This window comes from Natronosalvus rutilus, assembly GCF_024204665.1.
In the GTDB taxonomy this organism is placed as follows: domain Archaea; phylum Halobacteriota; class Halobacteria; order Halobacteriales; family Natrialbaceae; genus Natronosalvus; species Natronosalvus rutilus.
Window position 1 is genome coordinate 3,334,397 of sequence record NZ_CP100355.1, and the last position, 26,340, is coordinate 3,360,736.

Genomic DNA, 26,340 nt, shown 5'->3' on the forward strand with positions numbered 1-26,340 from the left:
ACTCGAGAGACTCGAGCACGACGGGGACTCAAGGGTCCTATTTGATCGTCGTGTGCTCGGACTCCTCGTTCAGCGCCAGGTTCGCCGCAATCTCGACGTTTCGAATCGCGTACTGGGCCGTCTGCTGGAGGCTGACCAGCACCTCCCTGACCTGGAGGAGGTCCCCGTTTTGCATCTCGGGCAGGTCCGCGAGGATCTCTCGTTCGCGGTCGGAAATGTCGTGAAACAGTTTGCGAGCCTCGATCGTCTTGTCGTAGTTGCGCTCGACGGCCGACTCGACGGCGAGAGCCGTGATCTCGTCGACGGCCTCCGTGAGTTCCCGAATTTCGCGCATCACCGACTTCTCGACGTTGAGGGTATGGCCCTCCGCTTCCATCACGATGTCGGCGATGTCCTCGGCGTTGTCTGCCGTCAACTCGAGGTTCTTCGCGATCGACCGGTAGCCGATCAGGGGGAAGCCCGACTCGAGGCCGACGGCACGAGCGAGCGTGGGATTCTGGTAGGCCGTGAAAATCAGGCGCAAGAGGAGAACGAAGATCTTGTTTGCCTGGCGCTCCCGGTTGAGCGCCCGCTGGGCGAGGTCAGGATTGCCGTGAGCGAGCGCCTTGATCGCCTCCCCGCGCATCGTCCGCCCGGTTCGCTCGAGGCGCTCCAAGAGGTTGTCGAGGGTGAAGTCCTCGGGGTCGACCGAACACCGGATCGAGATGCTCTCGGGCGTTTCCTCGATGACGCCTAGGCCCATGAGCTGGGTCTCCGCCCGGTAGACCGCGTTGATGTGGGCGGACTCGAGGGCGCCGTCGGTACACTCGATCCGAATGACTCGCCGTCCGAGGACGTACTGGGCGACGATGGCACGCTCGACCGCGTCGGCGTCCAGGTTGTCGGTTCTGATGGTGGCCTCGGTCTCTTCGAAGTTCGCCGATTCGGGCATCACCGTCAGCGTGCCCTTACCGCCCATCCGCAGCGAGACCTCGTCGCCTTTTTCGACGCCGTGCTCGCTGGCCCACTCCGCCGGGAGGGTCATCGCCAGAGTCGACGGTCCGAGTCGCTGAACTTTCCGCGTCTCCATAGCGCGAGGTAGGCGCTGTCACACCTTAGTCCTGACTATACGTCCATTATTCGTTGCAGATTGTTCATGTGTACTAGTGTCTCCCGGTCCATTCGAGCACGACCTTATACGCCTTGTCGAGCCGAGCTACTCGGACCCGCCACCCGCTCAGACCACCTTCAACAACCGCGTCGTGAACCGACCGGTGCGAACGTGCATCCACCCGCGGAGGGACTCGTCGACCGCCTCGTCGTCCGTATCGACCCGTAGCTGGCCGACGCCGTCGAGTTTGTCGTCGCTGGCGACCACCTCGATGTCCGCTCGTTCGATCACTGCGGGGGAGATCTGGTGGTTACCCCGCCCGAAGACGAACCCCTGGCCGCCGATGGGTGAGACGACGATCACGGCGGGCTCCTCGAGCACCGCCAGGATCTCGGACTCACTCGCGTCGCGGGCCAGCACCTCGCCGTCGCGCCAGACGTCGACGCCCAGCGGCGAGGGGTCGATTCCGAGGGCGGACTCGATCGCGCCGACGGTGCTTCCGGGTCCGAAGACGTAGGTCGTTTCCGGCTCGACCTCGTCGGCGAACCCCTCCGCGAGCGCGTCGACGCTCCCGCTCGAGAGCTGTTTGCTCGACTGGACGCCGCTCGCGACGGGGACGGGGACGACCGCCCGGAGTTCGGCCTGGACCTCGCCCTCGCGGTAGGCGTCCTCGTCGATGTCGTTGACCTCGCGGTCCTCGACGCGGTCGAACTCGGCGGCGATCCGCCCCGCGTCGGTTGGTGTGACGCCGAAGACGGAGGAGTAGATCTTGACGCCCGCAGGAACGCCGAGCATGGGCGTCTCCCTCTCGCCGTCGGCCTCGGAGAGCACCTCGGCCACGTCGACGGCCGTCCCGTCGCCGCCGACGAACAGCACGAGGTCGACGCCGCGCTCGAGGAACGCGCGAACGGCGGCTTTCGTGTCGTCGGCCGACGTCTCCGACGAATCGCCGTGGTCGTTCGTCTCATCGTCCTCGCTGCCTTCACTGCCATCACCGGCGACGCACGACGGCTCGTAGACGACCTCGGGATCGTACCCCGCTGCTCGAGCCGCGTCCTCACCCATGGGGCCCGCAGCGGCGTAGAGCGTCAGATCGGGCCGGCGTCGTGCGAGCGCCTCGAGGGCTTCGACCGCCCGCTCTGGTGCGCGAGGTTCGGCCCCGCGACGACGCGCTTCCGCGACCTTCCCGTCGGTTCCCTTGAGTCCGACGCGGCCGCCCATGCCGGCGATCGGATTGACGACGACCCCGAGCGTGTCCATGGTCGGTCATCGACGGCGCGGCAAAAAAGCCGTGCGACTCGGCTGTCAACGACCTGTGCTGTCGCTCGAGACTCCGGACGCTTTCTGAACAGTTAAGAAGGGCGACGACACAGGTGTGCGCATGGTCGACCTCACGCACGTCGTACTCGCCTCGAGCGACTTCCCGATCGAGATCGCCGGCTGGACCGTCCTCGTCGTCAGCCTCCTGATCACGGCGTTCTGGGCTCTGTACCTGTATCGGTGATCACTCCTCGACTTCCTCGACCTCCTCGACGCGCTCGCGGAGCCACGCCGTCGCCGCCTCGACGACTGCCGGGTCGGGGCTCTGGACGGTGATCCGAACGGACTCGCCGGGGTAACTGCCGACGACCACGTCGAACTCCTCCTGGACCGCCTCGAGTCGCCCGACGAGCGCACTCTCCGGTTCGTCGGCGACGACAACCTCGCGGTGCCGAGGCTCTCCGTCGAACTCGTCGACGATGGCCGCGAACATCGCCTCCATCTCCGCGGGCACGCCCGGGAGAACGTACACTGACCCGACGACGCACCCGGGCGCGACCCCCTCGACGTTGTGGAGGGGACGAGCACCGCGCGGCAGGTCGGCCGTCCCCGCGGTCAGGTCCTCGCGCGCGTACCCGCCCTCGGACTCGAGCCAGGCGAGCGCCTCGTCGTTGCGCTCGAGCGACCGGCCGAAGGCAGCGGCGACGCCCTCCATCGTGAGGTCGTCGTGGGTGGGCCCGAGGCCGCCGGTGACGACGACCGCGTCGTACTCGGCCCGGTACTCGTTGACGACGCGGGCGATGTCACCGACGCGGTCCGGAAGCGTCGTCACGCGCTCGACGTCGATCCCTCGTTCGTCGAATCGGGTACAGAGCCAGGTGGCGTTCGTGTTCTCCGTCCGTCCGGCGAGCAGTTCGTCTCCGACTGTGACGACCGCGACGTTCATACCCGTGGTTGGGACCGCTGGTGGAAAGGTTGCTCGTCACCTCGCGTCCAGATATATAACTGTATGGGTAGAAACAGCCACAAGATTCAATTCTTATAATTCACATAGCGAAGACAATGATGACACGTGGTGGTTGGACGGAACAACGGAATAGCGAATCAGATGCGCTTCTGTCGGCCCTCGGCAGCAAGTACAGTGCGGAAATTCTCTGTGCAGCGGGCACCCCCAAATCCGCACAGGCCCTGAGCGAGGACATCGAAGTCCCGATCGCGACCTGTTATCGCCGAATTGAGGAACTCGTCGACGCCGGTCTGCTCGAGTGCGAGGGACGAAAGCTCTCGAACGAGGGGCGCCGGACGAACATCTATCGACGAACGCTCGACGAGATCGAGGTCGATTTCTCCTCCGAGCGCCCACAGTTCTCTCAGAAGCGCCGGACGGAAGCGAAGAATCGGCTCCAGGACCGGCTGCGGTGACGGCGACGCCGGGGAAGGGGACCGACCGTTCGAACACGTGGTCGTCGGATGTGGTGGGAAGGAGTTCGGATTCGGTCTCGAGCGCGTAGCTGTGCCTGCAATCGCGTCGGGGCCATTTGCTACAGACTATATAATCGATAGTATCAGCCGAGCGGACAAACCGCAGATGATCGTCGATCACTCGAAGGGGCGCGGCGGCAACCTGAGTTCGTCGAGTTCGGGGAGATGCTTGACGTTGAAGACGACGGTCGCGTCGTCGGTGAGCGGCCGGCCGACACAGGAGAGGCGGATACCGCGGTCGACCATCTCCTCGGGCAGGATGTGATCGACCGGCGTCGACAGGTCGCCCTCGAGCATCGCCACGGCGCAGTTCGCACAGGCGCCGCCCCGACAGGCGTAGGGCCAGTCGAACCCCTCGTCCTCGGCGGCTTCGAGCAGCGTTTCGCCGGAGTCGACCTGGACGCGTCCGTAGTCGCTCGAGGCGAGGTCGGCCTCGGCCGCCTTCTCCAGGAGGGCGTCGTCCTCGAGGGCCCAGCCGTGGTCGGTGAGGGCGTCGTAGTTGAGGTAGGTGACTTCGGCGGTGTTCGAGGTGTCGTCGTCGGATTTCGCCGCGCCGTTCGTCTCGGGTCCGGAGTCCACGGCGAAATCGCTTCGCTCGAGCGGCCCGGTGTCACCCACGAGCAGTTGCTCGCGGGCCGCGTGGACTTTCCTAAACTCGACGGTCGACCCGCCGTGGTCCGGGTGGGCTTCCTTCACCCGCTGGCGGAACGCGCGTTCGATTTCCGCGTCGTCCGCGCCGGGTTCGATTCGCAGGACGTCGAACGGGGACTCCACAGTAGGGCTAGCGGGATGGCGGTTGTATACTTTGTCCCAACGGTCGATCCCGCCGGTTGCGATACTCGGTGGCGACCGTTGGTTGGATAGCCAGTGGCGAGCACTGGTTGTGATACCCGCCAGCGAGCGCAGTCTTTACGGTCCTCGCTTCGAACCGAGAGGTATGCGACTCGAGGCGTACTGGGGCGTCGGGCCGAAGACCCGCGAAGCCCTCACCGAAACGCTGGGGACCGAGCGGGCGATCAGGGCGATCGAGGGCGGCGACGTACGGGCGCTGACCGACGCCGGTCTCTCCAGGGGACGAGCGACGCGAATCCTCCGGCGAGCGACCGGCGGGGAGGGCATGGACACCCTCGCGACGAGCGACGCCCGGGCGGCGTACAAGGAACTCCTCGACCTGGCAGTCGACCACGCCGTGACCGACCGGGCGGCCGACCGCATCCGTGTGCTCACCCCGCTGACGAGCGTCGACGCGATGGAGGCCCGACTCGACGACGTGCTCGCGGCCCGGGGCGCCTGGGAATCGCTCGCGGACGACGACCGCGAGACCGTCCTCGAAGCCTACGCCCGCTACGACGACCGTGACGGGAGCGAGCGGGCCGCCGTCGAGGCCGCGCTCGCGCTGTGTGACTCCGGGGTCGAGACCGGCCCCTTCGAGACCATCGCCGACCTCGAGACGGACGCGCTCGAGGCGGCGGCCGCGGCACTGGGCGCGCTCGAAGGCGAGAACGGCCGCGTTCGGGAGGGGGCGGACGAGGAACTCGATCGACTTCGCTCGGCGCTCGGCGCCGTCGAAGACATGGACGCCAACGCCCTGCAGGTGATCGAGGACCTTCGTTCGGACGGCGTCGGCGACGTGACCGCCTTCCGGGACGCCTTCGAGGACCGATTGCTCTCCGAGACGCAGGTCACGATCGACCAGGTCCGCGAGGCCATGCCGACCGAGGCGACGGACGCGACGGACTTCGTCGGCGGCACCCTCCGGAGCCTGCGGTCGGATCTCACGAGCGCCGTCGACGAACGCGAGGCGACCGTTCGAAGCGACCTGGAAGCCACGCTCGAGGACGCCCGCGAGGCGATCGACCGGGCGGTCGGGGCCGTCGACGACATCGCCTTCCACCTCTCGCTGGCCCGGTTCGCGCTGGCGTACGACTGCACCCGGCCGACGTTCCGGACGGGCGACGAGGCCGCGGTTTCCGTCGTTCGGGCGACGAACATCGCGCTGGCCGCTCGAGGCGAGTCGGTACAGCCGGTGACGTACGCGCTGGGCGAGCACGGCGTGACGGGCGACGCGCTCGAGGCCGAGGGACTCGAGGCCGAGGGCGATACCGACGCCGCGACCCGGATCGAACTCGAGGCCAGGAGCAACCCCGTCACGGAGGAGGAACTGCCAGCCGACGAACGCGTCGCCGTCCTCACCGGCGCCAACAGCGGCGGGAAGACGACCCTCCTCGAGACGCTGTGCCAGGTCGTCCTGCTGGCGACGATGGGGCTGCCCGTCCCGGCCGACTGCGCCGAGGTGACGCCCGTCGACGCGCTCGTCTTCCATCGCCGGCACGCCAGTTTCAACGCCGGCGTCCTCGAGTCGACGCTGCGATCGATCGTCCCGCCGCTCTCGAGCGGCGGCCGAACGCTCATGCTCGTCGACGAGTTCGAGGCGATCACCGAACCCGGCAGCGCCGCCGACTTGCTCCACGGGCTCGTCCGGCTGACCGTCGAGCGCGACGCCCTGGGCGTCTTCGTCACGCACCTCGCGGACGACCTCGAGCCCCTGCCACCCGAGGCCAGGGTCGACGGCATCTTCGCCGAGGGGCTGAACCCGGACCTCGAGTTGCTGGTCGACTACCAGCCTCGGTTCGGGACGGTGGGCCGGTCGACGCCGGAGTTTATCGTCTCGCGGCTGGTGGCCAACGCCGAGGACCGGAGCGAGCGGGCCGGATTCGAGACGCTGGGCGAGGCGGTCGGCAACGACGTGGTCCAGCGGACGCTCGCGGATGCGCGCTGGAGCGGGTAGGAACTCGGCGCTCGAGTGTCGGAGCCGAGTGCTGGATACCGAGTACCGAGCACCGAAACGCGCCGATAGAATTACCCTTTCGACGGACGAACCTCGAGCGACCCCGAAGTGATGGCTCCCCGACTGCTCCACTACTCCGACCTCGAGAACGCCTACGACGACCCCGCTCGCCTCGGCCGACTCGCGCACCTGATCCGCGAGCGTCGAAGCGACGAGACCCTGCTCTGTGACACCGGCGACACCACCGCGCCGGGACTGCTCTCGATGGAGACGCGCGGTCGCCACGTCGAACGATTCTACCGGGCCGTCGAACCCGATCTGGCGACCTTCGGTAACCACGACTTCGACAACGGCCGGGACGCCCTCGAGTCCGTCGTCGCGAACTCTCCACAGACCTGGCTCACGGCGAATCTCCTCGAGTCGGCGACCGACGAGCGGTTCGCCAGCGAGCGGGGCGTCGAACGGACCGCCCTTCGATCCGTCGGAGGCACCCGAATCGGCTTCGTCGGCGTCACCGATCCGGAGACCGTTCGGCCGCACCCGTGCACCCAGTCGCTGACGGCCGAGGACCCGGTTCCGGCGGTCGAACGGGCGGTCGACGCGCTGGCAGACCGGGGCGCGGAGACCGTCGTCGTCCTCTCACACGCCGGTCACGCCGACGACGATATCGCCCGACTCGAGGGCGTCGACCTCGTGCTCGGTGGGCACGTCCACGACGTCCGGGCCGAGCGCGTCGACGGCACCTTTGTGGTCCATCCGGGCCAGCGCGGGAGCCTGCTGGCCGAGGTGCGACTGACTCCCGAGGGGGCCACGGCCAACCTCCACGACGTGCCCGCCGCCCCGGTCGCGACCGACGTGGCCGACGCCTACCGCGACCTGCGGGCCGAACTCGGCCTCGAGCAACCGATCGCCGAGGCGCAGACGCCGATTCCCCGGACCGTCACCGAGTGCTACCCCGAGAGCGCGGTCGGCAACACTGTCGGTGACGCCATCCGCTGGGCCGCCAACGCCGACCTCGCGGTGTACAACGCGATGTCGCTTCGAAGCGGCCCGCCGCTATCCGGCGCCGTCACGGTCGGCGACCTCCGGTCGGCCGTCCCCTTCGACAACGAGATCCGAACTGCCCAACTGGACGGTGAGGAGGTCACCACCCTGCTCGAGAGCCTGGCGACGCCCGGCCCCGACCTCGAGGTGTTCGGCCACCTCAGCGGCGGGCGCGTTCGCTGGCGTCGCACCGAACGCGACCTCGAATTCGAGTCGGCGACGATTGGCGGGGATTCTGTGGAGGCGGCGGCGACGTACACCGTGGCAGCACCGGCGTTCGCGTTCGAGCACCGGCTGTTCGACCCGCTCGGGCCCGGCCGCGTCGTCGACGTTCACGGCCGATGTCACCCCGCGCTGGTCGAGTACGTCGACCGATACGGGCTCTCGACAGTCGAGGGGCGCATGACGGCGACCGTCGACGACGCGCCGGACTCGGTTCGATCGCTCAGGGAGTGACAGCGTCTCGAGGGAAGAGGGATTCCGTCGGTTTCCTTGACGCTCGAGAGACGACACCGGAGACGGTGCATGGCGAGTAGCACACCCGTTCGAGCGCTCGACGATACCGTCTCGGCGTCTCAGTTCTCGTCGGTACGAACGACGGACAGGCGAAAGTCGTCGAACTCGCGAATCACGTCGACGAACTCGCCCAGATCGACCGGCTTCTCGAGGACCGCATCCTCGTCCGCATCGTGGTCGAGATCGCGCGACTTGACGAGGCCTTCGTCCATTCCCGACAGAATAACGACCGGGACGTCTTCCAGCTCTTCGTGGTATTTGATCTCGTGAAGGACGTCTTCGCCGTCCACTCGCGGCAGATGGAGGTCCAGCAAGATGAGGTCCGGACGAGGTGCATCTTCGTACTCGCCGCGGCGGTGGATGAAGTCCAGCGCTGCCTGACCGTCGGTGACGGTGTGGAGGTGGTTGTTGATGTGGCCGTCGCGGAAGGCTTCCTCGATGAGGCGCACGTCTCCAGGGTTGTCTTCGACCAGTAATAGTTGCGCTTCGGTGGGGGCGAGGGGCGGCTACCCATAGTTGCATCTGCCGGCGAAAGAGTATAAGTGGCTCGCCTGAGCCCGTTTTCGATTCACGACTCGGTACGAGGAATGAGCGAGAACAATCGCACACTCCCTCGAGCGCCGTTTCATCCATCGACGCTCGCCTCGAGTCGCCGCCGTCCGCGGTCGGTAACCGCGTACGTGCCCTGCCTGGACGGAGCCAGACAGCCCTCTTCGTAGAGGCGATCACACGCCAGGTCCACCGTCACCGGGTGCGCCTCGAGACGTTCGGCGAGGTCGATTACGTGCATCGACGACCCCTCCTCAAGGGCACGCAGGATCGGTCGCTCGAGGTGTGCCTGGTGCATCTATCCGTCACCGTGTTCGCCGTAGACCTCGAGCAGTTCCTGGTACCGGTTCCGGATGGTGACCTCGCTCACGTTCGCGGTGTCGCTGACGGTCGACTGGGTGACCGTCTCGTTCGTCAGACGCGACGCGGAGTAGACGGCCGCGGCCGCGAGTCCCGCCGGACTCTTCCCGCTGTGGACGCCGCGTTCCTTCGCCGTCTCGAGCATCTCGCGGGCGAGGCGCTCGGCGTCGCTGCTGACCTCGAGGTCCGAGGCGTACTGACGAAGATAGTGAACCGGATCGGCCGGCTCCATCGCGAGCCCGAGTTCCTGGGAGACGTACCGGTAGGCCCGCTGGATCGGCAGTTTTTCGACCCGGCTGACCGTCTCGAACTCGACCAGCGTGCGCGGGGTGTCGTGGCGTCGAGCGGCGGCGTACAGGCAGGCGGTCGTCATCGCCTCGATAGATCGCCCAGGGAGCAGTTCCTCCTGGACGGCTCGCCGGTAGAGGACGCCAGCCGTCTCGCGGCACGGATCCGGCAACCCGAGCGCCGACGCCATGCGCTCGAGCTCCCCGAACGCCTGTTTGAGGTTTCGCTCCTGGGCGCTCTTCGTCCGGAAGCGTTCGTCCCAGGTTCGCAGTCGCTGGAGCTGTGCCCGCTTCTGAGACGAGAGACGATTGCCGTAGGCATCCTTGTCACGCCAGTCGATGACGGTGCTGAGCCCCTTGTCGTGCACGAGGTCGCTGGTCGGCGCGCCGACGCGGCTTCGCGCGTTCGACTCCGCGTCGGAGAACGACCGCCACTCGGGGCCGCGGTCGATTTCGTCGTCGTCGAGGACCAGCCCGCATTCGGCGCACGCGCGTTCGCCGTGCTCCGCGTCGTGTGCGATTCGCCCGTCGCACTCCGGACACGTCCGAACTCGAGCGTCGCTGGTCGTCCGGTCGGTCTGCCCGGTCCTGTCGCGCTGGTCGGTCCGGTCGGTCGCTTCCTGGTCGGTCTGGGTGACGAGTGTCTCGTTCATCGGTGGATCGTCGGCGATCAGCGGTCGGTAGACCGCCGGGCCGTCTGTGGTTGTCTAGCGCTATTTCGGAGCGACCCATGAACGAACGGCAGATTCCCACCGACTGGGAACCGGCCCGAACGTCGTGTTGTGACGTCGATGCCGGATGCTCGAGAAGGTCGATACTGGACCCTCGAGGGGACGTCGATTTCGGACGTGCTCGAAGATGTCGGTGCCAGATTGCTCGAGCGACACTGATTCGGACGTGCCCGACGGCATCGGACAGCAAACTACTGGTACCGCCCCGTCCCCCTACGACCATGAGCCAGCACGCGATCGCCCTCGCCGTCCTCGCCATGTGCGCCTGGGGGCTCTGGACGGTCCTCGCGAACGAAGCGACCCGGACGATCGACCCGAAACTCGCGATGATCCTCTCCTACGCCGCGAGCGTCCTCATCGCACTCGGCTACGTCGCCGTGCAGAACGAACCGCTGGCGCTCGAGCGAACGGGCGTCACCTATGCGCTCGCGGCCGGGGTCTTCGCCGGAGTCGGCGCCGTCGCGTTCTACGCGGGCCTGAGCGCCGGGCGGGTCGGCGTCGTCGCCACCGTCTCGGCGCTGTACTTCGTCGTCGCGGCGATCATCGGCGTCGTCGTCCTGGGTGAATCACTGACGATCCAGAACGCCGCTGGGATCGGATTCGCCGTCCTCGCCGTCGTCTTGCTCGCGAACTGACGTTCTCTCTCCCTGCCTCGAGCGGGCTGGGCACGGTTTCCTCGAGCGAGTTGTTCGCGATTCCTCGAGCGTGCTGCTCACGCTCGTAACCAGAGCGACGAATCGCTCGCCTCTCAGGCCCGCTGGACGACGACCAGTCCGGAGCCGTAAACGGTGACGGTACACCCCTCGAGCGTGAACATCACCAGGCCGTCTCCGGCGTACCGATCCGTGTCGGTCCGGGAAAAGAGGCTGTTGAGCGAGTCCGGATCGAGTCGGTCGTAGAGGCGCTCGACGTGGGTCTCGTCCTGGTCGGTGATCTCGGCGACGGCCTCAACGATCCTGGTCGCGAGATCGTCGTCGCCGTCCGCCCAGTCGTGGGTGAACGAGGTCGTTCGTGGAACGGTTGCAGCGGGCGTACCGGGGTGGGTTGATGATGGTGCGGTCATGTGTATCAGCTGTGGAGACAGTCACATCGTGTGACGGACCAGTTGCTATGCTGGAATAGACAATAAAGGCTTGTGAGACGCGTTACACGAATTTGTCCTACAAAATAAAGTCCGAACGGGGGGCGTGCGGGCGACGGCCCCGGGGACGTTGTCTTACGGCGTTCCCTCTCTCGATTCACATACTGAAGTGAACGACATCTAATTATTATCCCGACCAAACCAGTGGGAATGTACGAATTACACCGTAGACTCGATCAATGGTCGGACGTCAGGGCCCCTCGTCCGCTGCCTCCGGAGCGTCCGCCGGATCGACGACCTCGCCCGTCTCGGGGTAGACGCCGACCTGGTCGCAGACGTCGGCCATCGGGCACGCTTCGGGGTCCTCGAGACACGCCGGCTTGCGCGCCATACAGAACTCCCGGCCGAACTGGATGCTGGCGGTGTGGCCGAAGCCGCACTTTTCCGCCGGCACGTCCCGCTCGAGCACCTCGCGAACCCCCTCGTGGTCGGCGTCGGCGGGGGCGATGCCGAGCCGGCGGTAGATGCGGTGGACGTGCGTGTCGACGGGGAAGACGCCGTTCCGGCCGCCCGCGAACAGGAGTACGCAGTCGGCCGTCTTCGGTCCGACGCCCGAGACCTCGAGCAGCGTCTGCCTGACCTCGGCGGGGTCGCTCTCGCGAACGAACGCGTCGAAGGCGGCGGCCGAGCCCCAGCGCTCGAGGACCCAGTCGGCGGCGACCTGGATGACCTCGGACTTTTGATTGTACAGCCCGGCCGGCTGGATGGTCTCCGCGAGTCTCGAGCGCTCGGCGTCGGCGAGCGCGGCGGCCAGGTCGGTCTCCGGGCCGTCGTAGCGCTCGATCAGGGCGTCGTGAGCGGGTTGGCTCGCCACGTCGCTCGTGTTCTGGCTCAGGATCGTCCGGACGAGACACTCGAAGGCGTCCTGTCCGCCGTAGGTCTTCTGCCAGTAGCGTTCGCCCAGGCGGTCGACGACGAGTTCGGCCCGCGTGTCCGCGGTCGCGGGGTCGAAGGTGGCCGCCGTACCGCCGCCGTCGGCGCCGCCGCTGATGTTCACCGCGGGTTCGGGGTCGGCCTCGTCTCCCATGCTCGAGGGTAGCCGCTGCGGTCACAAAACGGCGCCGGAATCGGCGGTCGACGGGCGGCGGTTCGCTGAGCGTCTCGAGTTCGTCGTCGGAGCGTCGGGTCCACAGAGCGCCGTTGCGCCGTTGCGCTGGTTCGTCGACGACTACCCTCGAGTTTCGGAAGTGATTTTGGAAAGCCCGTTTCCCGCGTTAGACGCTCCGGGAACCACGATATGGGCACTTCGACAGTTATCGGAAATTTCGGAAACGACCCCCCGATGGTTATCCCGGCCGCTCTCGACCGATCGGATAGCTATGACGGTAATCACACACGATTCGACGCTCGAGCCTGGACTCACGCTGCTTCGAACGCCGTCACGACAGTCGGCCGCGGTTCACCGACTCGTCTGTGAGTATCTGGCCGACATCCGTGCGTCTCCCGAGCGGCCGGACCGTCCGCCCGAGAAATCAGCGACCGGGGACGGCCTCCGCGGTCGAGCCTACTGGATCGACGCCGGCAACGTCGCCTCGACCCACGCGCTCTACGAGTGCGCACCGGGCTCCGGCCGGGCGCTCGAGCGACTGCGGATCGCACGGGCGTTTACCGCCTACCAGCACCACTCGCTGGTCCAGGCGGTCGTGCGACGAGCCGACGCCGACACCCCGCTCGTGGTCGCGCCGAACGTCGCCTCGCTCTACCAGGACGGCGACCTCCGCGAGTGGGAGCGGACGGATCTGCTCGCGTCGACGCTCGCCGTCCTGGGCGAACTCGGTCGCGGCCTCGAGTGCCCTGTCGTGATCACGTCGGGGCCGGACGTCCCCGGGGCGACCGTCGAGCGCCTCGAGGCCGCGGCGGACTCGGTCGTCGAGTGTACGCGCACCCGCGAGGGGCTGCGGTTCGAGGGGGCGGGGTTCGAAACGATGGGCTACTGGCACGGTCCCGTCTGGCAGACGACGATTCCCTACTGGGTCGACCTCTTCGGGACCGTCGATCCCGAGCGGCCGTGGGAGTCCAGGACGAGGACGAGTCACCCGTCGATCGACCCGCTCGAGGGGGTGCTCGCCTGATGGGGCGAACCAACCCCACCTATCGCGACGCGCTCCGGCGGCTGGAGGCGGACTGGAAACCGATGCGGCGCGCGTTGCGCCGGGAGCGCCAGGCCGACTTCGATCGGCTCTTCGAGCGGGCGCGGAACGTGGCCGACGCGGCGGGGTACGCGAACCCGACGGATCCGGAGCAGGCGCTGGTGCTGTCGCTGCTGGTGGCCCACGAGACGGCAATCCGGCGGCTCGAGGCGCGGGTGGTGACGCTCGAGTCGGCGCTGGATGCGCTCGAAGCCGAGGTTGACAGCGACATCGTCATCGGCACCGACACCGACACCGACGCCGAATCGAGAGCCGGCACCGGAGAGGGCGACCGGCCGTGACCTTCACCCTCGAGTTCGAGGGCGACCTCGTCAGGGAGTGGACGCTCAAGGGCGAGGATAGCGATTCGGACGACGAGAACCGCCCGGGGGCGACCTTCGAGGAACGTACCGACTACGTTCCCGCGCTGTTCGTCGACGGCCCGCTCGAGGCGCTCGAGGACGTCGGAGACGCCCTCGCGTCCGATCCCAAAGTGTGCGAGACGACGTTCGAGGATCGGTACCCAAGTCTGCACGCCCACCACGCCGACGACACCTCGAGAATGCTCCGCGTCGGCCTCGAGCGCGTCGACGAGGTTCGGACGCTGGCCGCAGAAATTCGAGGCGTCTACGGTCGCGAGCACCACGCCCCCGGGACGCTCCGCCTGTTCGACGTCGATCTCACGCCCGGCTTTCGGTACTGCCTCGACGAGGGAGTCGATCTCGCGCCGAGCCGCCCCCTCCGGACCCTCGAGATTGGGATCGACGACCGGGCGCTCGCGGCGGGCGACTTCTCGAGCCTCGAGATCGACGGCGAGTCGGTGACGGGCGATCCGGCGGACGTCCTCTGGTCGCTCGGACGGCGACTCGAGCGCCGCAACCCCGACGTACTCGTGGTGAGCCACGGCGACCTCGTACCGACCGTCGAGCGAGCGGCGGCCGACGCGGGCCTCGAGGGCGTCCACCTCGGTCGGCTCCCCGGCTGGACGAAGCTGGCAGGCGAGAGCACGTACGCGAGTTACGGGCAGGTCGGCCACTCCCCGGCGCGCTACCGGGTTCCGGGCCGGGCGATCGTCGACCGATCGAACAGCTTTCTGTGGCACCAGTCCGGACTCGCCGGCCTCGAGTACCTGGTCCAGCGGTCGAGAAAACCCCTCCAGGAAGCTGCCTGGGCGAGTATCGGGTCAGTGCTGACGGCGATCCAGATCCGCGAGGCGCGAGCGTGGGACGTCCCGGCCCCGCTCAACAAGTGGGAGCCCGAGGCGTTCAAGGAGGTCTCGACGCTCCACGCGGCCGACCGCGGCGGGTTCACGTTCGCTCCCGAGGTCGGCCTCCACGAGGACGTCCACGAACTCGACTTCGCGTCGCTGTACCCGCGGATCATCTGCCGACACAACGTGAGTCCGGAGACCGTCGGCTGCGACGGCGCCTGCCGGGACGTCCGTCCGACCCTCGGAACTGGCCGCGAAGACGAGGAGGTTCCCGACCTCGAGTACGACGTCTGCGGGACCGACGGCTTCCTCCCGGCGGTGTTGCGTCCCCTGCTCGACCGTCGGGCGGCCTGCAAGCGTCGACTGCGCGACGGCCCAGGCGAGGACGAGGCCGCTCGGTTGCGAGCCGAGTCCGGCGCGATCAAGTGGGTGCTCGTCTCCTGTTTCGGCTACCAGGGCTACCGCAACGCGAAGTTCGGGCGCATCGAGTGCCACGAAGCGATCAACGCACACGCCCGCGAGATCGCCCTCCGGGCCAAAGAACGCCTCGAAGACGCCGGTTGGCGGATCGTCCACGGCATCGTCGACAGCCTCTGGGTTACGCCGCGAGTCGACGAGCCCGATCCGCTCGAGGACGTAATCGCCGAGATCAGCCGCGACGTCGGCATCGACATCGAGCACGACGGACGCTACGAGTGGGTGTGTTTCGTGCCGTTGCGGGGGTCCAGCGGCGGCGACCACGAGCGCGGAAGCGAAAGCGAAAGTGGTTCAGGAACCACGATCGGTGCTGGCGCCGGCGCCCTCACGAAATACGTCGGCAAACGGACGACCGGCGAGTTCAAAGTCCGCGGCCTCGAGTGCCGGCAGCGCCACACGCCGGCGTTCGTGGCCGACTGCCAGCGCGAGTTTCTCGAGGTACTCGACGAGACCCGCGACCCAGCCGCCGTCTGTGACCACCTCGCCCGTCGGCTGGGCGACCTCCGTCGCGGCGCGGTCGACCGCGACGACCTGGTGATCGCGAAACGCGTCTCGAGACGGCTCGAGGCGTACAGCCAGGAGACGCACGTCGTGGGGGCGTTGCGCCGGTACGAACGCCACGACGTCCCCCGTCGGCCGGGGCAGGCCGTCGAGTACGTCGTCGTCGACGACAGTGCGACGCGAACCGAGGAGCGCGTACGCCTCGCCTTCGAGAATGCGGATACACGCCGTGAGCGTGCAGTAGCGGACTCCACCGGGGAGGAGCGATACGGATACGACGTCGACTACTACGTGACCCTGCTGATCCGCGCGGCCGAGAGCGTCACCGGCGCCCTGGGCTGGGATCGATCGCGGATCCGGCGCGCCCTCGAGGACGAGCGGACGGTTTCGCTGTCGGTATTTTCCCGATGAGCGACCAGTAGACTGTCTCGACCGCTACATTTACCCGAGCAGATCACCTTTTCGACGCTAGCGATGGCGAGCAGGGATCAGGCATCCGGCGACCGGTGCGCTCACCTGGGTCAACGGGAGACCGTCCCTGAATTGGGGGTGATGACCAGAGAGCGTGGCGCGGTAGTGACGGTCGCGTCGCTGCCGGCAGTCGCACCACTGCCGACGGTCGCCAGTGACGAACGTCGGCCGCGGCGCCTCCTGACGAACCCGATCGACACCGCGATCACGAACGTCGAAACCGACACACCGAGAATTCACAGTGACGCGACGCGGAACGGAATGCGTGGACCCTCTCGGTGAGCGATACCGGGACCGAGACGACGCTCGAGACGGGATCGACGGTCCAGTTCACGCTCCCGGCCGCCGACCACGACGAACGGAAGCGGGACCACGAGAACGACGATACACACGAGGACACTACTCATGCACTCTGACCCGATCGACATACTGCTCGTCGAGGACAACCCCGGCGACGTCCGACTCACCAAAGAAGCGTTCAAGGAGGGGCGAATCGATAACACGATTCACGTCGCCCGCAACGGCGTCGACGCGCTGTCGTTCCTCTACCGGCGAGAGGGCTACGAGGACGCCCCCCGTCCCGATCTGATCCTGCTCGATCTGAATCTGCCCCGAAAGAACGGCGAAGAGGTACTCGAGGAACTCAAGGACGACCCCACGCTCAGGCGCATTCCCACGGTCGTCCTGACGAGTTCCGAGGCCGAAGAGGACGTGGTCAGGTCCTACGAGAAGTACGCGAACGCCTACCTCACGAAACCGATCGACCCGGACGAGTTCATCGAGATCGTCCGGTCGTTCGAGAGCTTCTGGCTGTCGGTCGTCAATCTACCGCCAGCGGAGGAACAATGAGCGGGGACGGCCCTCTCGAAATTCTGCTCATCGAGGACAATCCGGGTGACGCCCGTCTCATCGAGGAGATGCTCTCGGGCGTCGAGGAGTTGAACCGTCGACTCGGATCGGACCCCTCGAGCGGCGAGACACCGGTCGTTCACCACGAGACGCGACTCGAGGACGGCCTCGCGTACCTCGACTCCTCCGACGCCGACGCCACGTCGTCGACCGACGGGAACGGTTCCGGGGCTACGCTGCCGACCGGCTCTGCGTCCGCATCCGGGTCCGAGTCCGAGTCCGCATCCGCGTCGGCCACCCCGATCAACGTCGTCCTCCTCGACCTGAACCTCCCCGACAGCGCCGGACTCGAGACGCTGACGGCGGTTCTCGAGAGCGACGCGACGGCCCCGGTCATCGTCCTGACCGGACTGCAAGACAGCGACGCGGGGATCGAAGCCATCTCGCGAGGTGCCCAGGAGTACCTCGTGAAAGACGAGGTAACCAGCCCGATGCTCGTCCGGACGATTGCCCACGCCATCAAACGCCACGAGCAACTCATCGAGCGCGAGCGCCGACGCGAGGAACTCGAGGCGCTCAACCGACTCAACCGGATCGGCCAGGAGATTACCCGCGACGCGATCACGACCAGCAGCCGCGAGGCGCTCGAGCAGGCGGTCTGCGATCGACTCGCCGCCGACGACGCCTACCGATTCGTCTGGATCGGCGACGTCACCCCCGGCGGCCCCCAGGTCGTTCCCAGGGCAGCCGCCGGTGTCGAAGACGGGTACCTGGACGAGATTACGATCACCGACGGCGACGGCGAACACAGCAGCGGGCCGACCGCCCTGGCACTCGAGACGGAGGAGATTCAGGTCGTTCGAGACATCGAGCACGACTCGACCTACGATCCCTGGCGAGAGTCGGCACGAGAGCGCTCGTTCCGATCGTCGGCGGCGATCCCGATCCTCCACGACAAAGTCCGCTACGGCATCCTGAACGTGTACTCGTCCCGCCCACACGCGTTTACCGAGTACGAGCAGACGCTTCTGGGTCGGCTCGGCGACGTCATCGGGCACGCCATCGCGGCGCTCGAGCGAAAGGACGCGCTCCTCTCGGATGCCGTCCTCGAGCTCGAGTTCCGGGTCGAGGGCGCGATCGGACCGCTCGTCGAGGCGACGGCCAGGGAGTCGGCCAAGGTCTCGATCGAGCAGTTCATCCGATCCGGCGACCGCATTCTGGCGTACGGCTCCGCCGAGGGAATCGCCCACGAGGAGCTGGGTTCGGCGATCGACCGCACGGACGACCTGGAGGAGTTTCGCGTCCTCACACCCGGGCGAAACGAGTACGACTTCGAACTCACGAAGACGGGCAACATCGAGCTGTTCGAGACGGTCGCGTCCCGGGGCGGCCGCGTCAAGTCCGCCCGAATCGACGACGGCACGTTTCGGCTGGTCATCGAACTCTCCCAGCAGAGCGAGACGGCGCGAGTCATCGAGACCGTCGAGTCGATCTGCCCGGGGGCGACCTACGCCGCTCAGCGGACGGCCGACCGCTCGAGTCCGTCGATTCCCAGCCCGGGCCTGCTCGAGACAAAGCTAACCGACCGACAGTACGAGGCCCTCGAGACGGCCTACCTGTCGGGCTTTTTCGAGTGGCCGCGAACGAGCACGGGCGAGGAGGTCGCCGAGCGCCTCGACATCTCGCCGGCGACGTTCACCCAGCACCTGCGAGCGGCCGAGCAGAAGTTCTTCGATTCGGTGTTTTCGGCGTCCGAAGCAACCAGGGACGGCGAGTAGACGACACGTCGAACGGCCGACTCGAGATGTACTCGGGACGCGCCCGAGGCCGTAATCGAGCCCACAATCGAACCGCTTACCCCCGACCACTGGCTACGCGCTCGTATGAGCCGGTCTAGGACGGATGGGAGGCAGAGCGACGGGAGAGAGCCGATTGTCGACGTCGAGGCCGACGCCCTCGAGAAATCCTACGGAGAGACCGTCGCGCTCTCGGGCGTCTCGCTGACCGTCGATCCGGGCGAGGTCGTCGGCCTCATCGGGCCCAACGGGGCCGGAAAGACGACGCTCGTTCGGGCGCTGACCGGCACGACCGTCCCGGACTCGGGATCCGTAACGATCCTCGGCGATGAGCCGTCGACCGTCGATCGAAACCGGCTGTCCGTCCTGCCACAGGACTTCTCGCCGCCGGATCGGCTCACCGCGCGCGAACTGCTCGCGTACTACGCCGGATTGTACGACGACGCGCGCGACCCCGAAACTGTCCTCGAGGACGTCGGGCTCGACACCGCTGGCGACACGTGGTACGAGAACCTCTCCGGCGGCCAGCAACGGCGGGTCTGCGTCGGCGCTGCCCTGGTCAACGACCCTGACCTGCTCTTTCTCGACGAACCGACGACCGGCATCGACCCCGCGGGTCGACGAACCGTGTGGAGGCTGCTCGAGGCCCTCGCGGCGGGCGGAACGACCATCGTCCTGACGACCCACGACATGGCCGAGGCCGAGCGCCTCGCCGACCGGGTCGGCCTGCTCGCGAACGGGTCGCTCCTCGCGGAGGGAGCGCCCGCCGAACTCGTCGCCGAGCACGGCGGCTCGAGCCGTTTGAAGATCGAACTCGAGTCGGCCGGCGACGGTGGCGACGACGGCGACGAGCCTAACCGGCGGGACGCCGACACCAGCACCGATCCTCATCCCGCCGACACCGGAGCCGATAGCGACGTCCCCGCAGCGACCACCGCCCTCGAGTCGCTGCCCTACGCCGTCGACTCGAGTCCGGACGAACTCGTCGTCCGCGACCTCCCGCCGACCGACATCGGCCGCGTGGTCGAGGCCCTCGAGGCCGCGGGCGTGAGCTACACCGGCCTCGAGTGGAGCGAACCGACCCTCGAGGACGTCTACTTGGCGCTGGCGGGCGACCTCGAGGATAGCGCGGCGACCACGGGGAGCACGAGACGGAACGACCGAGCGCGCGACGGGTTGGCGACCGACGGCGGCACCCTCGAGACTGGTAGCGGAAGGTTCCTCAAAAGTGCCGGCGGCAAATCCCTCGAGGCCACCGGCGAGCGTAACCCCGAGACCGCGGACCGAGGAGGTGAGCAACGATGAGCTCCCTCGGCCGGCTTCGCGCCCAGATCGACGCCGACTGGCGATCGTTCACCCGTCGGCGGACCGCCGTCTTCTTCACGTTCTTCTTCCCCGTCATCCTGATCGTCATCTTCGGCGCTCTCGTGCGCACCGATCCGACGGGCGGCGGCCTCTTCGCCGAGCCGGCGGCCTACTACGTCCCCGGCTACCTCGCCGTCGTCGTCCTCTTCACGCCGTTCTCGCGGCTCGGAAGCGAGGTCGCCCGCCACCGCGAGGGAAACCGCTTCGAGAAACTGGCGACGACCCCGCTCTCCCGCGCCGAGTGGCTGGGCTCCCAGACCGTCGTCAACGCGGCGATCATCGGCCTGGCGAGCCTGCTCATCCTCGTGCTCGTCGTCGTCCTCACGGGCGCCGAGATCGTCTACTCGCCGCTGGTCGTCCTCTACGTGTTCGTCGGCGTCGTCTGCTTCTGTGGCATCGGGGCGATGATCGGCAGCTACACCGACTCCCAGGACGGCGCCGTCGCCGCGAGCAACGCCCTCGGGCTTCCCCTGCTCTTTCTCTCCGAGACGTTCGTCCCGCTCGAGCAACTACCCGACTGGTTCGAACCGGTCGTGGCCCTCTCGCCGCTGACGTACTTCGCCCGCGGCGTCCGCGCGGTCACGTACCCCGAGGCCGCGGCGGGCACCGCGGGCGTCGCCGGGGTCGATCCCGCGCTGGGGAACCTCGCAGTCCTCGCCGCCCTCGCCGTCCTGGGGTTCGCACTGGGGGCTCGGTCCATTCCGCGGACGGACTGACGGGAGGTGAAAACTACTCGACCGCGTCGGCCATCCGCTCGCTGAAGTCCCAGCCGTAGACGACGCTAGGGTCGACGGTGATCGTCACCTCTTCACGATCTTTTTCGAGCAACGAGCGCGCGAGTTTCGAGTCCGTCCCGCCGAGGTACCGCTCGAGCAGTTCGCGTAGGACCGCTTTCTCGGGATCCGGGTCGATTGTCGCCGTCCCCGATCCGCGGACGCCGGCGTACGGTGGCTTGTTAGTCGAAACCTCGAACGCGACGGCAGAATCGTGCTCGAGGTACCGGACGACATCGGCGTCCGCGCCGGTCGCACACCGAAAGACGCCGTCGCGGTACTGGAACCACAGCGAGAGCATCCAGAGACGGCCAGCAGGCGTGTGACAGGCGAGGCGAAGCGGAATCGTCGCCTCGTCGAGATAGTCGTCGATTTCCGCCCTCGAGAGCGAGCCGCGAATCTTCATGGAGTCCCCGTCGACGAGTCGGAACAAAAAGCCGCCACCAGATGCGAGTCTCCGCCGCGGAGGGAGCGGCGGCACTTCCGAGCGCCTCGAGTCACTCCTCCTCTCCTTCGACCGGCGGCCAGTACCAGGCGTCGGCCCTGACGACGCCCAGGAGGTGCCGGCGCCGCGTTTCGGATTCCTCAAGGGTCCGCTCGAAGTCGTCGTTCGAGACCGTGTCGATCCCAGCCTCGCGCAAGCGGTCGAGATCCGGCGGCGGCGGAAGTTCCTCCGTTGGCTCGATAAACGCCGAGTCGAGCGTCTCGAGGTAGTCGTCCGTACTCGAGCGGGCGTGAGTGAGAACCGTCTGGTTCGGTCGGTTCTCCGCTTCGACGGCGTGGCGAAGCAGCGTGAGCGCCTCGTCCAGAATCGGCACCGCCATCGCGGAGGCCCGACCTCCCTGCTCGCTGTGGTAGTAGTGCAAGATCGGGTAGGACTTGTGCTGTTCGGCCAGCAGGCTCAACTGCGTCGCGAGCGACTCGAGGGGACGCTCGAGACCCTCGAAGGAGTCGCCGTCCCACCCCGTCCTGACGAATTCCTCGCTACTGTTCCCCAGTCCCGTGACGTCGCTGGCGAACGACCGCTTTGACGAGACGGCGCCCAGTACCGTGATCACGTAGGAAACGCCGAGCGTGACGAACGCCATCCCCGTGGCCGTCGTGAACGAACTCGCGATCTCCCAGGTGCTCGAGGTCGGCGCGTAGTCGCCGTTGCCGCTGGTGAACATCGTGTAGGCGACGTAGTAGAGCCGCCCCGCCCAGTCGGCCGGATTCCCGTTGCGTGTACTCACGAGGGCGACGTCGCCGCCGGCGAAGAGAAACGTCCAGCCGGCCCAGAGGAGGCCGATCCACATGGCGAGCGTGAGAGTGAGGATCAGCGGACCGGCCGTGCTGAGCGCTCGTGGTCGACTTCGACCTACGACGCGTATTATCCGCCAGGTGCCCGTCGTCAGATGCCTCGAGAGCGGGCCGGCGCCGCCATCGACCCAGAGGGTCGTCCAGATGATGTCGACGATGACCGCGATCAGGAGAGCGGCACCGAGTCCGAGGTACAGCCATTGCATATCTCGTTTCACGACGCCGACATCCGTCAAAGGGTCGCGTGACAATGCCCACTGTCGAACCCGCTATCCGATCGACGATTGCTCGAGGCGGCGCCTCTACGTTCACGCCGATTCCCAGCGGTCAGTTGGCAATCACTCGACGACCAGCCGACTCTCAGCGGCCAGTCGGTGATCAATCGACGATCAACCGACGACCAGCCAGCTAAATTCGTAACTGTAGACGTGGTCGAGCAACAGGTAGGTGACGACGCCAAGAACGAGGCTCAGGAGCCACGACCCGGCGGCGAATCGCCCGACTCGAGCGTGGGCCGTCTGGCGCAGTTCCGCGGGGGTGTGCGTCAACCCGAGTAACAGCGCGTAGAGCACCAGCGGGACGGCGACGATCGACAGCAGGATGTGGATCGCGAGCATGAGCAGGTAGACGGTTCGCACGAGGTCTGGACCGACGAAAGACTTGGTCCCGCCACCGCCCACCCGGATCAGGTAGACCACGAGGAAGAGGAGGATGAGCGCGAACGCCGTCACCATCGCCAGGCGGTGCTTCTTGACCTCGCCGTTACGAATCCAGTACCAGCCAGCAGCGAGGAAGACCGTCGTCGTCGCGTTGATGAGGGCAATGACGCTCGAGAAGACGTTCACCTGTGCGTTCGTCAGGTCGGGGTAGATGGGCAGATCGAGCAGGAACGTCCCCAGGACGAGTCCGTAGCCGACGACCGTCAGGAGGATCGTCGCCCGGAGCGGGTTGTTCCTGATCCGCCGTTTCGCGGTCGCCGTTGCGGTAGCCATTGTCGGAGGTTTGGACGCGTTTCCTATCTGTCTTGCCCTTTTCTAGTACCCGTCTGCTTCTCTCGATTCTCAACACCCGACGACCTCGCTCTAGCAGTCGGCCTCGTACTACACTATATTATGTATAGTAGCGTGTTTGCCGTCGAACCTGCCTCTCGAGGCGGCTCGAGTCCGGTACCAAAGTCTCTGCAGCGTCCACTCGCGTCGACGCGCAGGTTCGCGGTCGCAATTGCGCGGAACGCCACCTTTTTGCTCGCGTACCGCCCAGGGTCGAGCACATGGTCGCACAGACGATGGATCGAGTTCCGCGTGTTTTCTAGTTATTGCGCCGTCGCACAGGGTGATCGCCGATGCTGACGAGCACCGCCGCCGTCGCGCGAGCGGGCCTCGACGGCATTGCCGTCAAACCCGCCGAGTGTGACGTCCTGGACGCCCGAGACGTCCCCGTCGACACGGTCACCGTCGACTACGAGGGACGAGACCACCTGCCGAGCGCCGAGGCCCTCGAGGCACTCGCCCGGACGGCCGACGTCCGGGTCACGGCGCCGGTCCGCGCCGACGGGTTCGACCCGCTGGGGGACGACTCACTGCTCTCGGCGCTGCCCGAGACCGTCGGCCGCGTGTTCGTCGCCGGTCACCCGGCCTACCTGACCGAAGCCGAACGCGAGCGGGCGGTCGCCCCGCGCCTCGGGGCCGCCCTTCAGGCCACACCGGGCGCCTGGGTCGGTACCGAGAGCGTCGAGCGCGTCGCGATGGCGACCGGCGCGACCCAGTACGACCTGCTCTCGCGGACGACCGAGCGCGAGCTCCGGGCCATCCGCGCGGCCGGCTTTACGGGCGAGATCGCCGTCTACGCGCCGACGGTCCTCACCGACGACGAGGACGCCGTCTTGGACGCGGTCGGGGCCTACATCTCGAGGCGTCGGCCCGTCTCGCGAGCGCTCCCTGAGGGTGCGCCCGTCGATTCGACCGCGAAGGGCCGAGCGCGGGAAGTGCTGCTGGCCGCCGCCGACGACTACGCCCTCGTGGGAACCGACCGGGAGGTCGCCGCCCGGACGGACGCGCTCCGGGAGGCGGGCGCGACCACGGTCGTCGGCTATCCGGCCCAGGGACTCGAGTCGCTGCTCGAGTGATTCTCGGCCCAAATCCACTTTCGACGGTTCGGCACGAGCCGACGTTTCAGCGAGAAACCACCTACACGTAAGTGTCCCGGACGCCCACGGTGGCACATGACACTGCTCGCCGAACAGACAACCACGGTGGCCGCCGACGCGCTCGAGGCCGCCGAGGTCGCCGTCCTCCCAACCGGGAGCACCGAACAGCACGGCCCGGCCCTGCCGCTGGGTATGGACCACATGGCCGCGCAGGCGTTCGCCCGGACGGCCGCCGACCGCGAGGACGCCGTCGTGCTCCCGACCGTGCCGGTCGGCGTCTCCGTCCACCACCGCCAGTTCGACGGGACGCTCTACGTCACCGAGGAGACCTTCGAGCGCTACGTTCGGGAAACGCTCTCGAGCGTCACCGAACACGGCGTCCGAAAGGCCGTCGTGGTCAACGGCCACGGCGGGAACTCCGCAGCGCTGAACCGGGTTGCTCGCACCCTCCGCGACGAGGAGACGGCCTTCGCGCCGCCGTGGAACTGGTGGGACGGCGTGGGCGACCTCGCCGACGACCTCTTCGACGAGAACGGCGGCCACGCCGACGCCATGGAGTCGAGCGTCCTCTGGCACGTCCGCGAGGACCTGATCCAACCGGACCGACTCGAGGAGGCCGAATCGGGCGCCAGCGAGGGCTGGGGCGAGGCGGTCCACGGTGCGAACGTCGGCTTCGACACCATCGACTTCTCGGAGACGGGCGCCGTCGGGAAACCGACCCAGGCCGATCCAGAGAAGGGCGAACGGCTGTTCGAGGCCGCCAGCGACGAACTCCACGCGCTGATCGACTGGCTGGCCGAGCGGTCGCTCGAGGACTGCTGGCCCGCGGATCACGTATGAGGGGGAACGGACGCGGTAACGCGAAAAACGGGGCGCCGGAGACGGATTCCGAACTCGCCGTCGGTGCCGACGCCTTCGTCGACCGCGGCGCCGGCCTCGAGGTCGCCGTCGTCGGCGCTGGTGCCGTGGGCTCGACGGCCGCCTACGACCTCGCCCGCGAGGGTGCCGACGTCACGCTCTACGAGAAGGGGCAGGTCGCCAGCGGCTCGAGCGGCCGCGCCGCCGGGGTCTGTTACAACGCGTTCGCGGACGACCTCGACGCCGAAATCGGCGCGGCAGCGATCGAGCGCTTCCGGTCGCTCTCGAGCGACGACACCTTCCCCTTCGTGGAGTGCCCGTACGTCTGGCTCGCCCGCGAAGGCGACGAGCAGCGAACGGCACACATCCGCGAGGGAATCGAAGCGATGCAGTCTCGAGGGGTGGTGGCCCTCGAGGTCGACGCCGACGAACTCGCCGAGCGGTTCCCGCACCTGCGAACCGACGACGTCGCCGTCGCCGGCATCGCCGGGGCCGCAGGCTACACCGACCCGGCGCGGTACACGGCGTGCCTCGCCGCCGCGGCCAGCGGCGCCGGCGCGTCCGTCGAGACGGACACCCCGGTCGAGGTTCGCGTCGATCCGCCGCGTGTGGTTCTCGAGGGAGAGGGCACGGAACGCGAGTTCGACGCCGTCCTGGTCGCCGCGGGCGGGCACACGAAGGCCGTCCTCGAGGCGGCGGGCCTCCCTATCGCAATGAAGCCCTACCGCGTCCAGGCGATGACGGCGACGGGGACGCTCCCGGAGCCGATGTGTTACGACGCGACGGATGGCTTCTACGCCCGCCCACATCCGGACGGACTCCTCGCGGGCAACGGCACCGAGGAACGCGAGATCGATCCCGACGACTACGAGCGAGGAGCGAACCCCGGATTCGCCGACGAACTGTGCGAGCGCGTCGCCCACCGGTTTCCCGAGGCCGAACTGGATGGGGCGAAGATCACTCGCGCCTGGGCCGGCGTCTGCACCGCGACGCCCGACGGGGACCCGCTCGTGGGCGAACGCCACGACGGCCTGTACGTGGCGACGGGGTTCCAGGGTCACGGCTTCATGCGTGCGCCGGCTATCGGTTCTAGAATCGCGGACGAGATCCTCGGCGGCGAGGGAATCGACGCGTTCGACCCCACTCGATTTTCGGGAACGGAATCGTTCGATATCGTCGAGGGAATGGCCATTGAGGACAAACCGCGATAGTTCGACG

Annotated in this window: 29 protein-coding genes; 17 read left to right on the top strand and 12 right to left on the bottom strand. The window is 67.5% G+C overall.

Going from position 1 to position 26,340, the window contains the following annotated elements:
- Positions 1-37 precede the first annotated feature (37 nt).
- Positions 38-1,069: a phosphate signaling complex PhoU family protein gene (locus NGM29_RS16190; RefSeq protein WP_254157619.1), complete on the bottom strand. Its 1,032-nt coding sequence runs from the start codon at positions 1,067-1,069 to the stop codon at positions 38-40.
- Between the two features lie 147 nt (positions 1,070-1,216).
- Complete coding sequence (locus tag NGM29_RS16195) at positions 1,217-2,350, bottom strand: ATP-NAD kinase family protein (protein ID WP_254157621.1); 1,134 nt, start codon at positions 2,348-2,350, stop codon at positions 1,217-1,219.
- A gap of 121 nt (positions 2,351-2,471) precedes the next feature.
- On the opposite strand from NGM29_RS16195, the gene NGM29_RS21195 reads away from it, so the two are divergent.
- Positions 2,472-2,594 carry a hypothetical protein gene (locus NGM29_RS21195; RefSeq protein WP_256548169.1) on the top strand — a complete coding sequence of 41 codons (123 nt, stop codon included), beginning with the start codon at positions 2,472-2,474 and terminating at the stop codon, positions 2,592-2,594.
- On the opposite strand, the gene NGM29_RS16200 is transcribed toward NGM29_RS21195, so the two are convergent.
- Positions 2,595-3,296: a competence/damage-inducible protein A gene (locus tag NGM29_RS16200; protein WP_254157623.1), complete on the bottom strand. Its 702-nt coding sequence runs from the start codon at positions 3,294-3,296 to the stop codon at positions 2,595-2,597.
- A gap of 119 nt (positions 3,297-3,415) precedes the next feature.
- Here NGM29_RS16200 and NGM29_RS16205 point away from each other — a divergent pair, with 119 nt between their 5' ends.
- Positions 3,416-3,772, top strand: a complete 357-nt coding sequence (locus NGM29_RS16205) for a winged helix-turn-helix domain-containing protein (protein ID WP_254160607.1) — start codon at positions 3,416-3,418, stop codon at positions 3,770-3,772.
- 177 nt (positions 3,773-3,949) lie between these two features.
- On the opposite strand, the gene fer is transcribed toward NGM29_RS16205, so the two are convergent.
- Positions 3,950-4,606, bottom strand: a complete 657-nt coding sequence (gene fer / locus NGM29_RS21505; protein WP_305882364.1) for a ferredoxin Fer — start codon at positions 4,604-4,606, stop codon at positions 3,950-3,952.
- A gap of 163 nt (positions 4,607-4,769) precedes the next feature.
- On the opposite strand from fer, the gene NGM29_RS16220 reads away from it, so the two are divergent.
- Together NGM29_RS16220 and NGM29_RS16225 are read left to right on the top strand one after the other, a co-directional pair.
- Positions 4,770-6,620, top strand: a complete 1,851-nt coding sequence (locus NGM29_RS16220; RefSeq protein WP_254157625.1) for a DNA mismatch repair protein — start codon at positions 4,770-4,772, stop codon at positions 6,618-6,620.
- 111 nt (positions 6,621-6,731) lie between these two features.
- Positions 6,732-8,120 (top strand): bifunctional metallophosphatase/5'-nucleotidase, encoded by a 1,389-nt coding sequence (locus tag NGM29_RS16225; RefSeq protein WP_254157627.1) that lies wholly within the window; start codon positions 6,732-6,734, stop codon positions 8,118-8,120.
- 119 nt (positions 8,121-8,239) lie between these two features.
- On the opposite strand, the gene NGM29_RS16230 is transcribed toward NGM29_RS16225, so the two are convergent.
- The 3 genes from NGM29_RS16230 to NGM29_RS16240 form a co-directional block, all read right to left on the bottom strand.
- Positions 8,240-8,629: a response regulator gene (locus NGM29_RS16230; protein WP_254157629.1), complete on the bottom strand. Its 390-nt coding sequence runs from the start codon at positions 8,627-8,629 to the stop codon at positions 8,240-8,242.
- A 176-nt stretch (positions 8,630-8,805) separates the two neighbouring features.
- Complete coding sequence (locus tag NGM29_RS16235) at positions 8,806-9,027, bottom strand: transcriptional regulator (RefSeq protein WP_254157631.1); 222 nt, start codon at positions 9,025-9,027, stop codon at positions 8,806-8,808.
- Complete coding sequence (locus tag NGM29_RS16240) at positions 9,028-10,029, bottom strand: transcription initiation factor IIB (RefSeq protein ID WP_254157633.1); 1,002 nt, start codon at positions 10,027-10,029, stop codon at positions 9,028-9,030.
- Between the two features lie 299 nt (positions 10,030-10,328).
- Between NGM29_RS16240 and NGM29_RS16245 the strand changes: the two genes are divergently transcribed.
- Positions 10,329-10,742, top strand: coding sequence for an EamA family transporter (locus NGM29_RS16245; RefSeq protein WP_254157635.1), 414 nt, complete (start codon positions 10,329-10,331; stop codon positions 10,740-10,742).
- A 113-nt stretch (positions 10,743-10,855) separates the two neighbouring features.
- On the opposite strand, the gene NGM29_RS16250 is transcribed toward NGM29_RS16245, so the two are convergent.
- Together NGM29_RS16250 and NGM29_RS16255 are read right to left on the bottom strand one after the other, a co-directional pair.
- Positions 10,856-11,170, bottom strand: coding sequence for a HalOD1 output domain-containing protein (locus NGM29_RS16250; protein ID WP_254157637.1), 315 nt, complete (start codon positions 11,168-11,170; stop codon positions 10,856-10,858).
- 268 nt (positions 11,171-11,438) lie between these two features.
- A complete protein-coding gene (locus NGM29_RS16255; protein ID WP_254157639.1) occupies positions 11,439-12,275 on the bottom strand; it encodes an endonuclease III domain-containing protein in 837 nt (278 codons plus the stop codon).
- Positions 12,276-12,567: 292 nt separating this feature from the next.
- Between NGM29_RS16255 and NGM29_RS16260 the strand changes: the two genes are divergently transcribed.
- The 9 genes from NGM29_RS16260 to NGM29_RS16300 all read left to right on the top strand — a co-directional run bounded on the left by NGM29_RS16260 (position 12,568) and on the right by NGM29_RS16300 (position 20,762).
- The gene (locus tag NGM29_RS16260) at positions 12,568-13,320 is read left to right on the top strand and encodes a hypothetical protein (protein ID WP_254157641.1); all 753 of its coding nucleotides are present in this window, start codon (positions 12,568-12,570) and stop codon (positions 13,318-13,320) included.
- Positions 13,320-13,679: a DUF8156 family protein gene (locus NGM29_RS16265; protein WP_254157643.1), complete on the top strand. Its 360-nt coding sequence runs from the start codon at positions 13,320-13,322 to the stop codon at positions 13,677-13,679. The genes NGM29_RS16260 and NGM29_RS16265 overlap by 1 nt, the downstream gene beginning before the upstream one ends.
- On the top strand, positions 13,676-15,976 hold the full coding sequence (locus tag NGM29_RS16270; protein ID WP_254157645.1) for a DNA polymerase domain-containing protein: 2,301 nt from the start codon (positions 13,676-13,678) through the stop codon (positions 15,974-15,976). Before NGM29_RS16265 ends, NGM29_RS16270 begins: the two co-directional genes overlap by 4 nt.
- A gap of 63 nt (positions 15,977-16,039) precedes the next feature.
- The gene (locus NGM29_RS16275; RefSeq protein WP_254157647.1) at positions 16,040-16,318 is read left to right on the top strand and encodes a hypothetical protein; all 279 of its coding nucleotides are present in this window, start codon (positions 16,040-16,042) and stop codon (positions 16,316-16,318) included.
- A complete protein-coding gene (locus NGM29_RS16280) occupies positions 16,315-16,452 on the top strand; it encodes a hypothetical protein (protein ID WP_254157649.1) in 138 nt (45 codons plus the stop codon). The genes NGM29_RS16275 and NGM29_RS16280 overlap by 4 nt, the downstream gene beginning before the upstream one ends.
- Complete coding sequence (locus NGM29_RS16285) at positions 16,442-16,885, top strand: response regulator (RefSeq protein WP_254157651.1); 444 nt, start codon at positions 16,442-16,444, stop codon at positions 16,883-16,885. Before NGM29_RS16280 ends, NGM29_RS16285 begins: the two co-directional genes overlap by 11 nt.
- Positions 16,882-18,663 carry a bacterio-opsin activator domain-containing protein gene (locus NGM29_RS16290; protein ID WP_254157653.1) on the top strand — a complete coding sequence of 594 codons (1,782 nt, stop codon included), beginning with the start codon at positions 16,882-16,884 and terminating at the stop codon, positions 18,661-18,663. The genes NGM29_RS16285 and NGM29_RS16290 overlap by 4 nt, the downstream gene beginning before the upstream one ends.
- 105 nt (positions 18,664-18,768) lie before the next feature.
- Entirely contained in the window at positions 18,769-19,986 is a 1,218-nt protein-coding gene (locus tag NGM29_RS16295) for an ABC transporter ATP-binding protein (RefSeq protein WP_254157655.1), read from the top strand.
- On the top strand, positions 19,983-20,762 hold the full coding sequence (locus NGM29_RS16300) for an ABC transporter permease (protein WP_254157657.1): 780 nt from the start codon (positions 19,983-19,985) through the stop codon (positions 20,760-20,762). Before NGM29_RS16295 ends, NGM29_RS16300 begins: the two co-directional genes overlap by 4 nt.
- Positions 20,763-20,775: 13 nt before the next feature.
- Here the strand turns inward: NGM29_RS16300 and NGM29_RS16305 are convergent, their stop codons facing one another.
- From NGM29_RS16305 to NGM29_RS16315, 3 genes are all read right to left on the bottom strand, one after another.
- The gene (locus tag NGM29_RS16305) at positions 20,776-21,225 is read right to left on the bottom strand and encodes a pyridoxamine 5'-phosphate oxidase family protein (protein ID WP_254157658.1); all 450 of its coding nucleotides are present in this window, start codon (positions 21,223-21,225) and stop codon (positions 20,776-20,778) included.
- 91 nt (positions 21,226-21,316) lie between these two features.
- Entirely contained in the window at positions 21,317-22,324 is a 1,008-nt protein-coding gene (locus NGM29_RS16310; RefSeq protein WP_254157660.1) for a potassium channel family protein, read from the bottom strand.
- 183 nt (positions 22,325-22,507) lie between these two features.
- Positions 22,508-23,110, bottom strand: a complete 603-nt coding sequence (locus NGM29_RS16315) for a DUF420 domain-containing protein (RefSeq protein ID WP_254157662.1) — start codon at positions 23,108-23,110, stop codon at positions 22,508-22,510.
- 350 nt (positions 23,111-23,460) lie between these two features.
- On the opposite strand from NGM29_RS16315, the gene NGM29_RS16320 reads away from it, so the two are divergent.
- The 3 genes from NGM29_RS16320 (at position 23,461) to NGM29_RS16330 (ending at position 26,333) form a co-directional block, all read left to right on the top strand.
- Complete coding sequence (locus tag NGM29_RS16320) at positions 23,461-24,243, top strand: DUF7388 family protein (RefSeq protein ID WP_254157664.1); 783 nt, start codon at positions 23,461-23,463, stop codon at positions 24,241-24,243.
- A 96-nt stretch (positions 24,244-24,339) separates the two neighbouring features.
- A complete protein-coding gene (locus NGM29_RS16325) occupies positions 24,340-25,104 on the top strand; it encodes a creatininase family protein (protein ID WP_254157666.1) in 765 nt (254 codons plus the stop codon).
- Positions 25,101-26,333, top strand: a complete 1,233-nt coding sequence (locus NGM29_RS16330) for an NAD(P)/FAD-dependent oxidoreductase (RefSeq protein WP_254157668.1) — start codon at positions 25,101-25,103, stop codon at positions 26,331-26,333. Before NGM29_RS16325 ends, NGM29_RS16330 begins: the two co-directional genes overlap by 4 nt.
- Positions 26,334-26,340 lie beyond the last annotated feature (7 nt).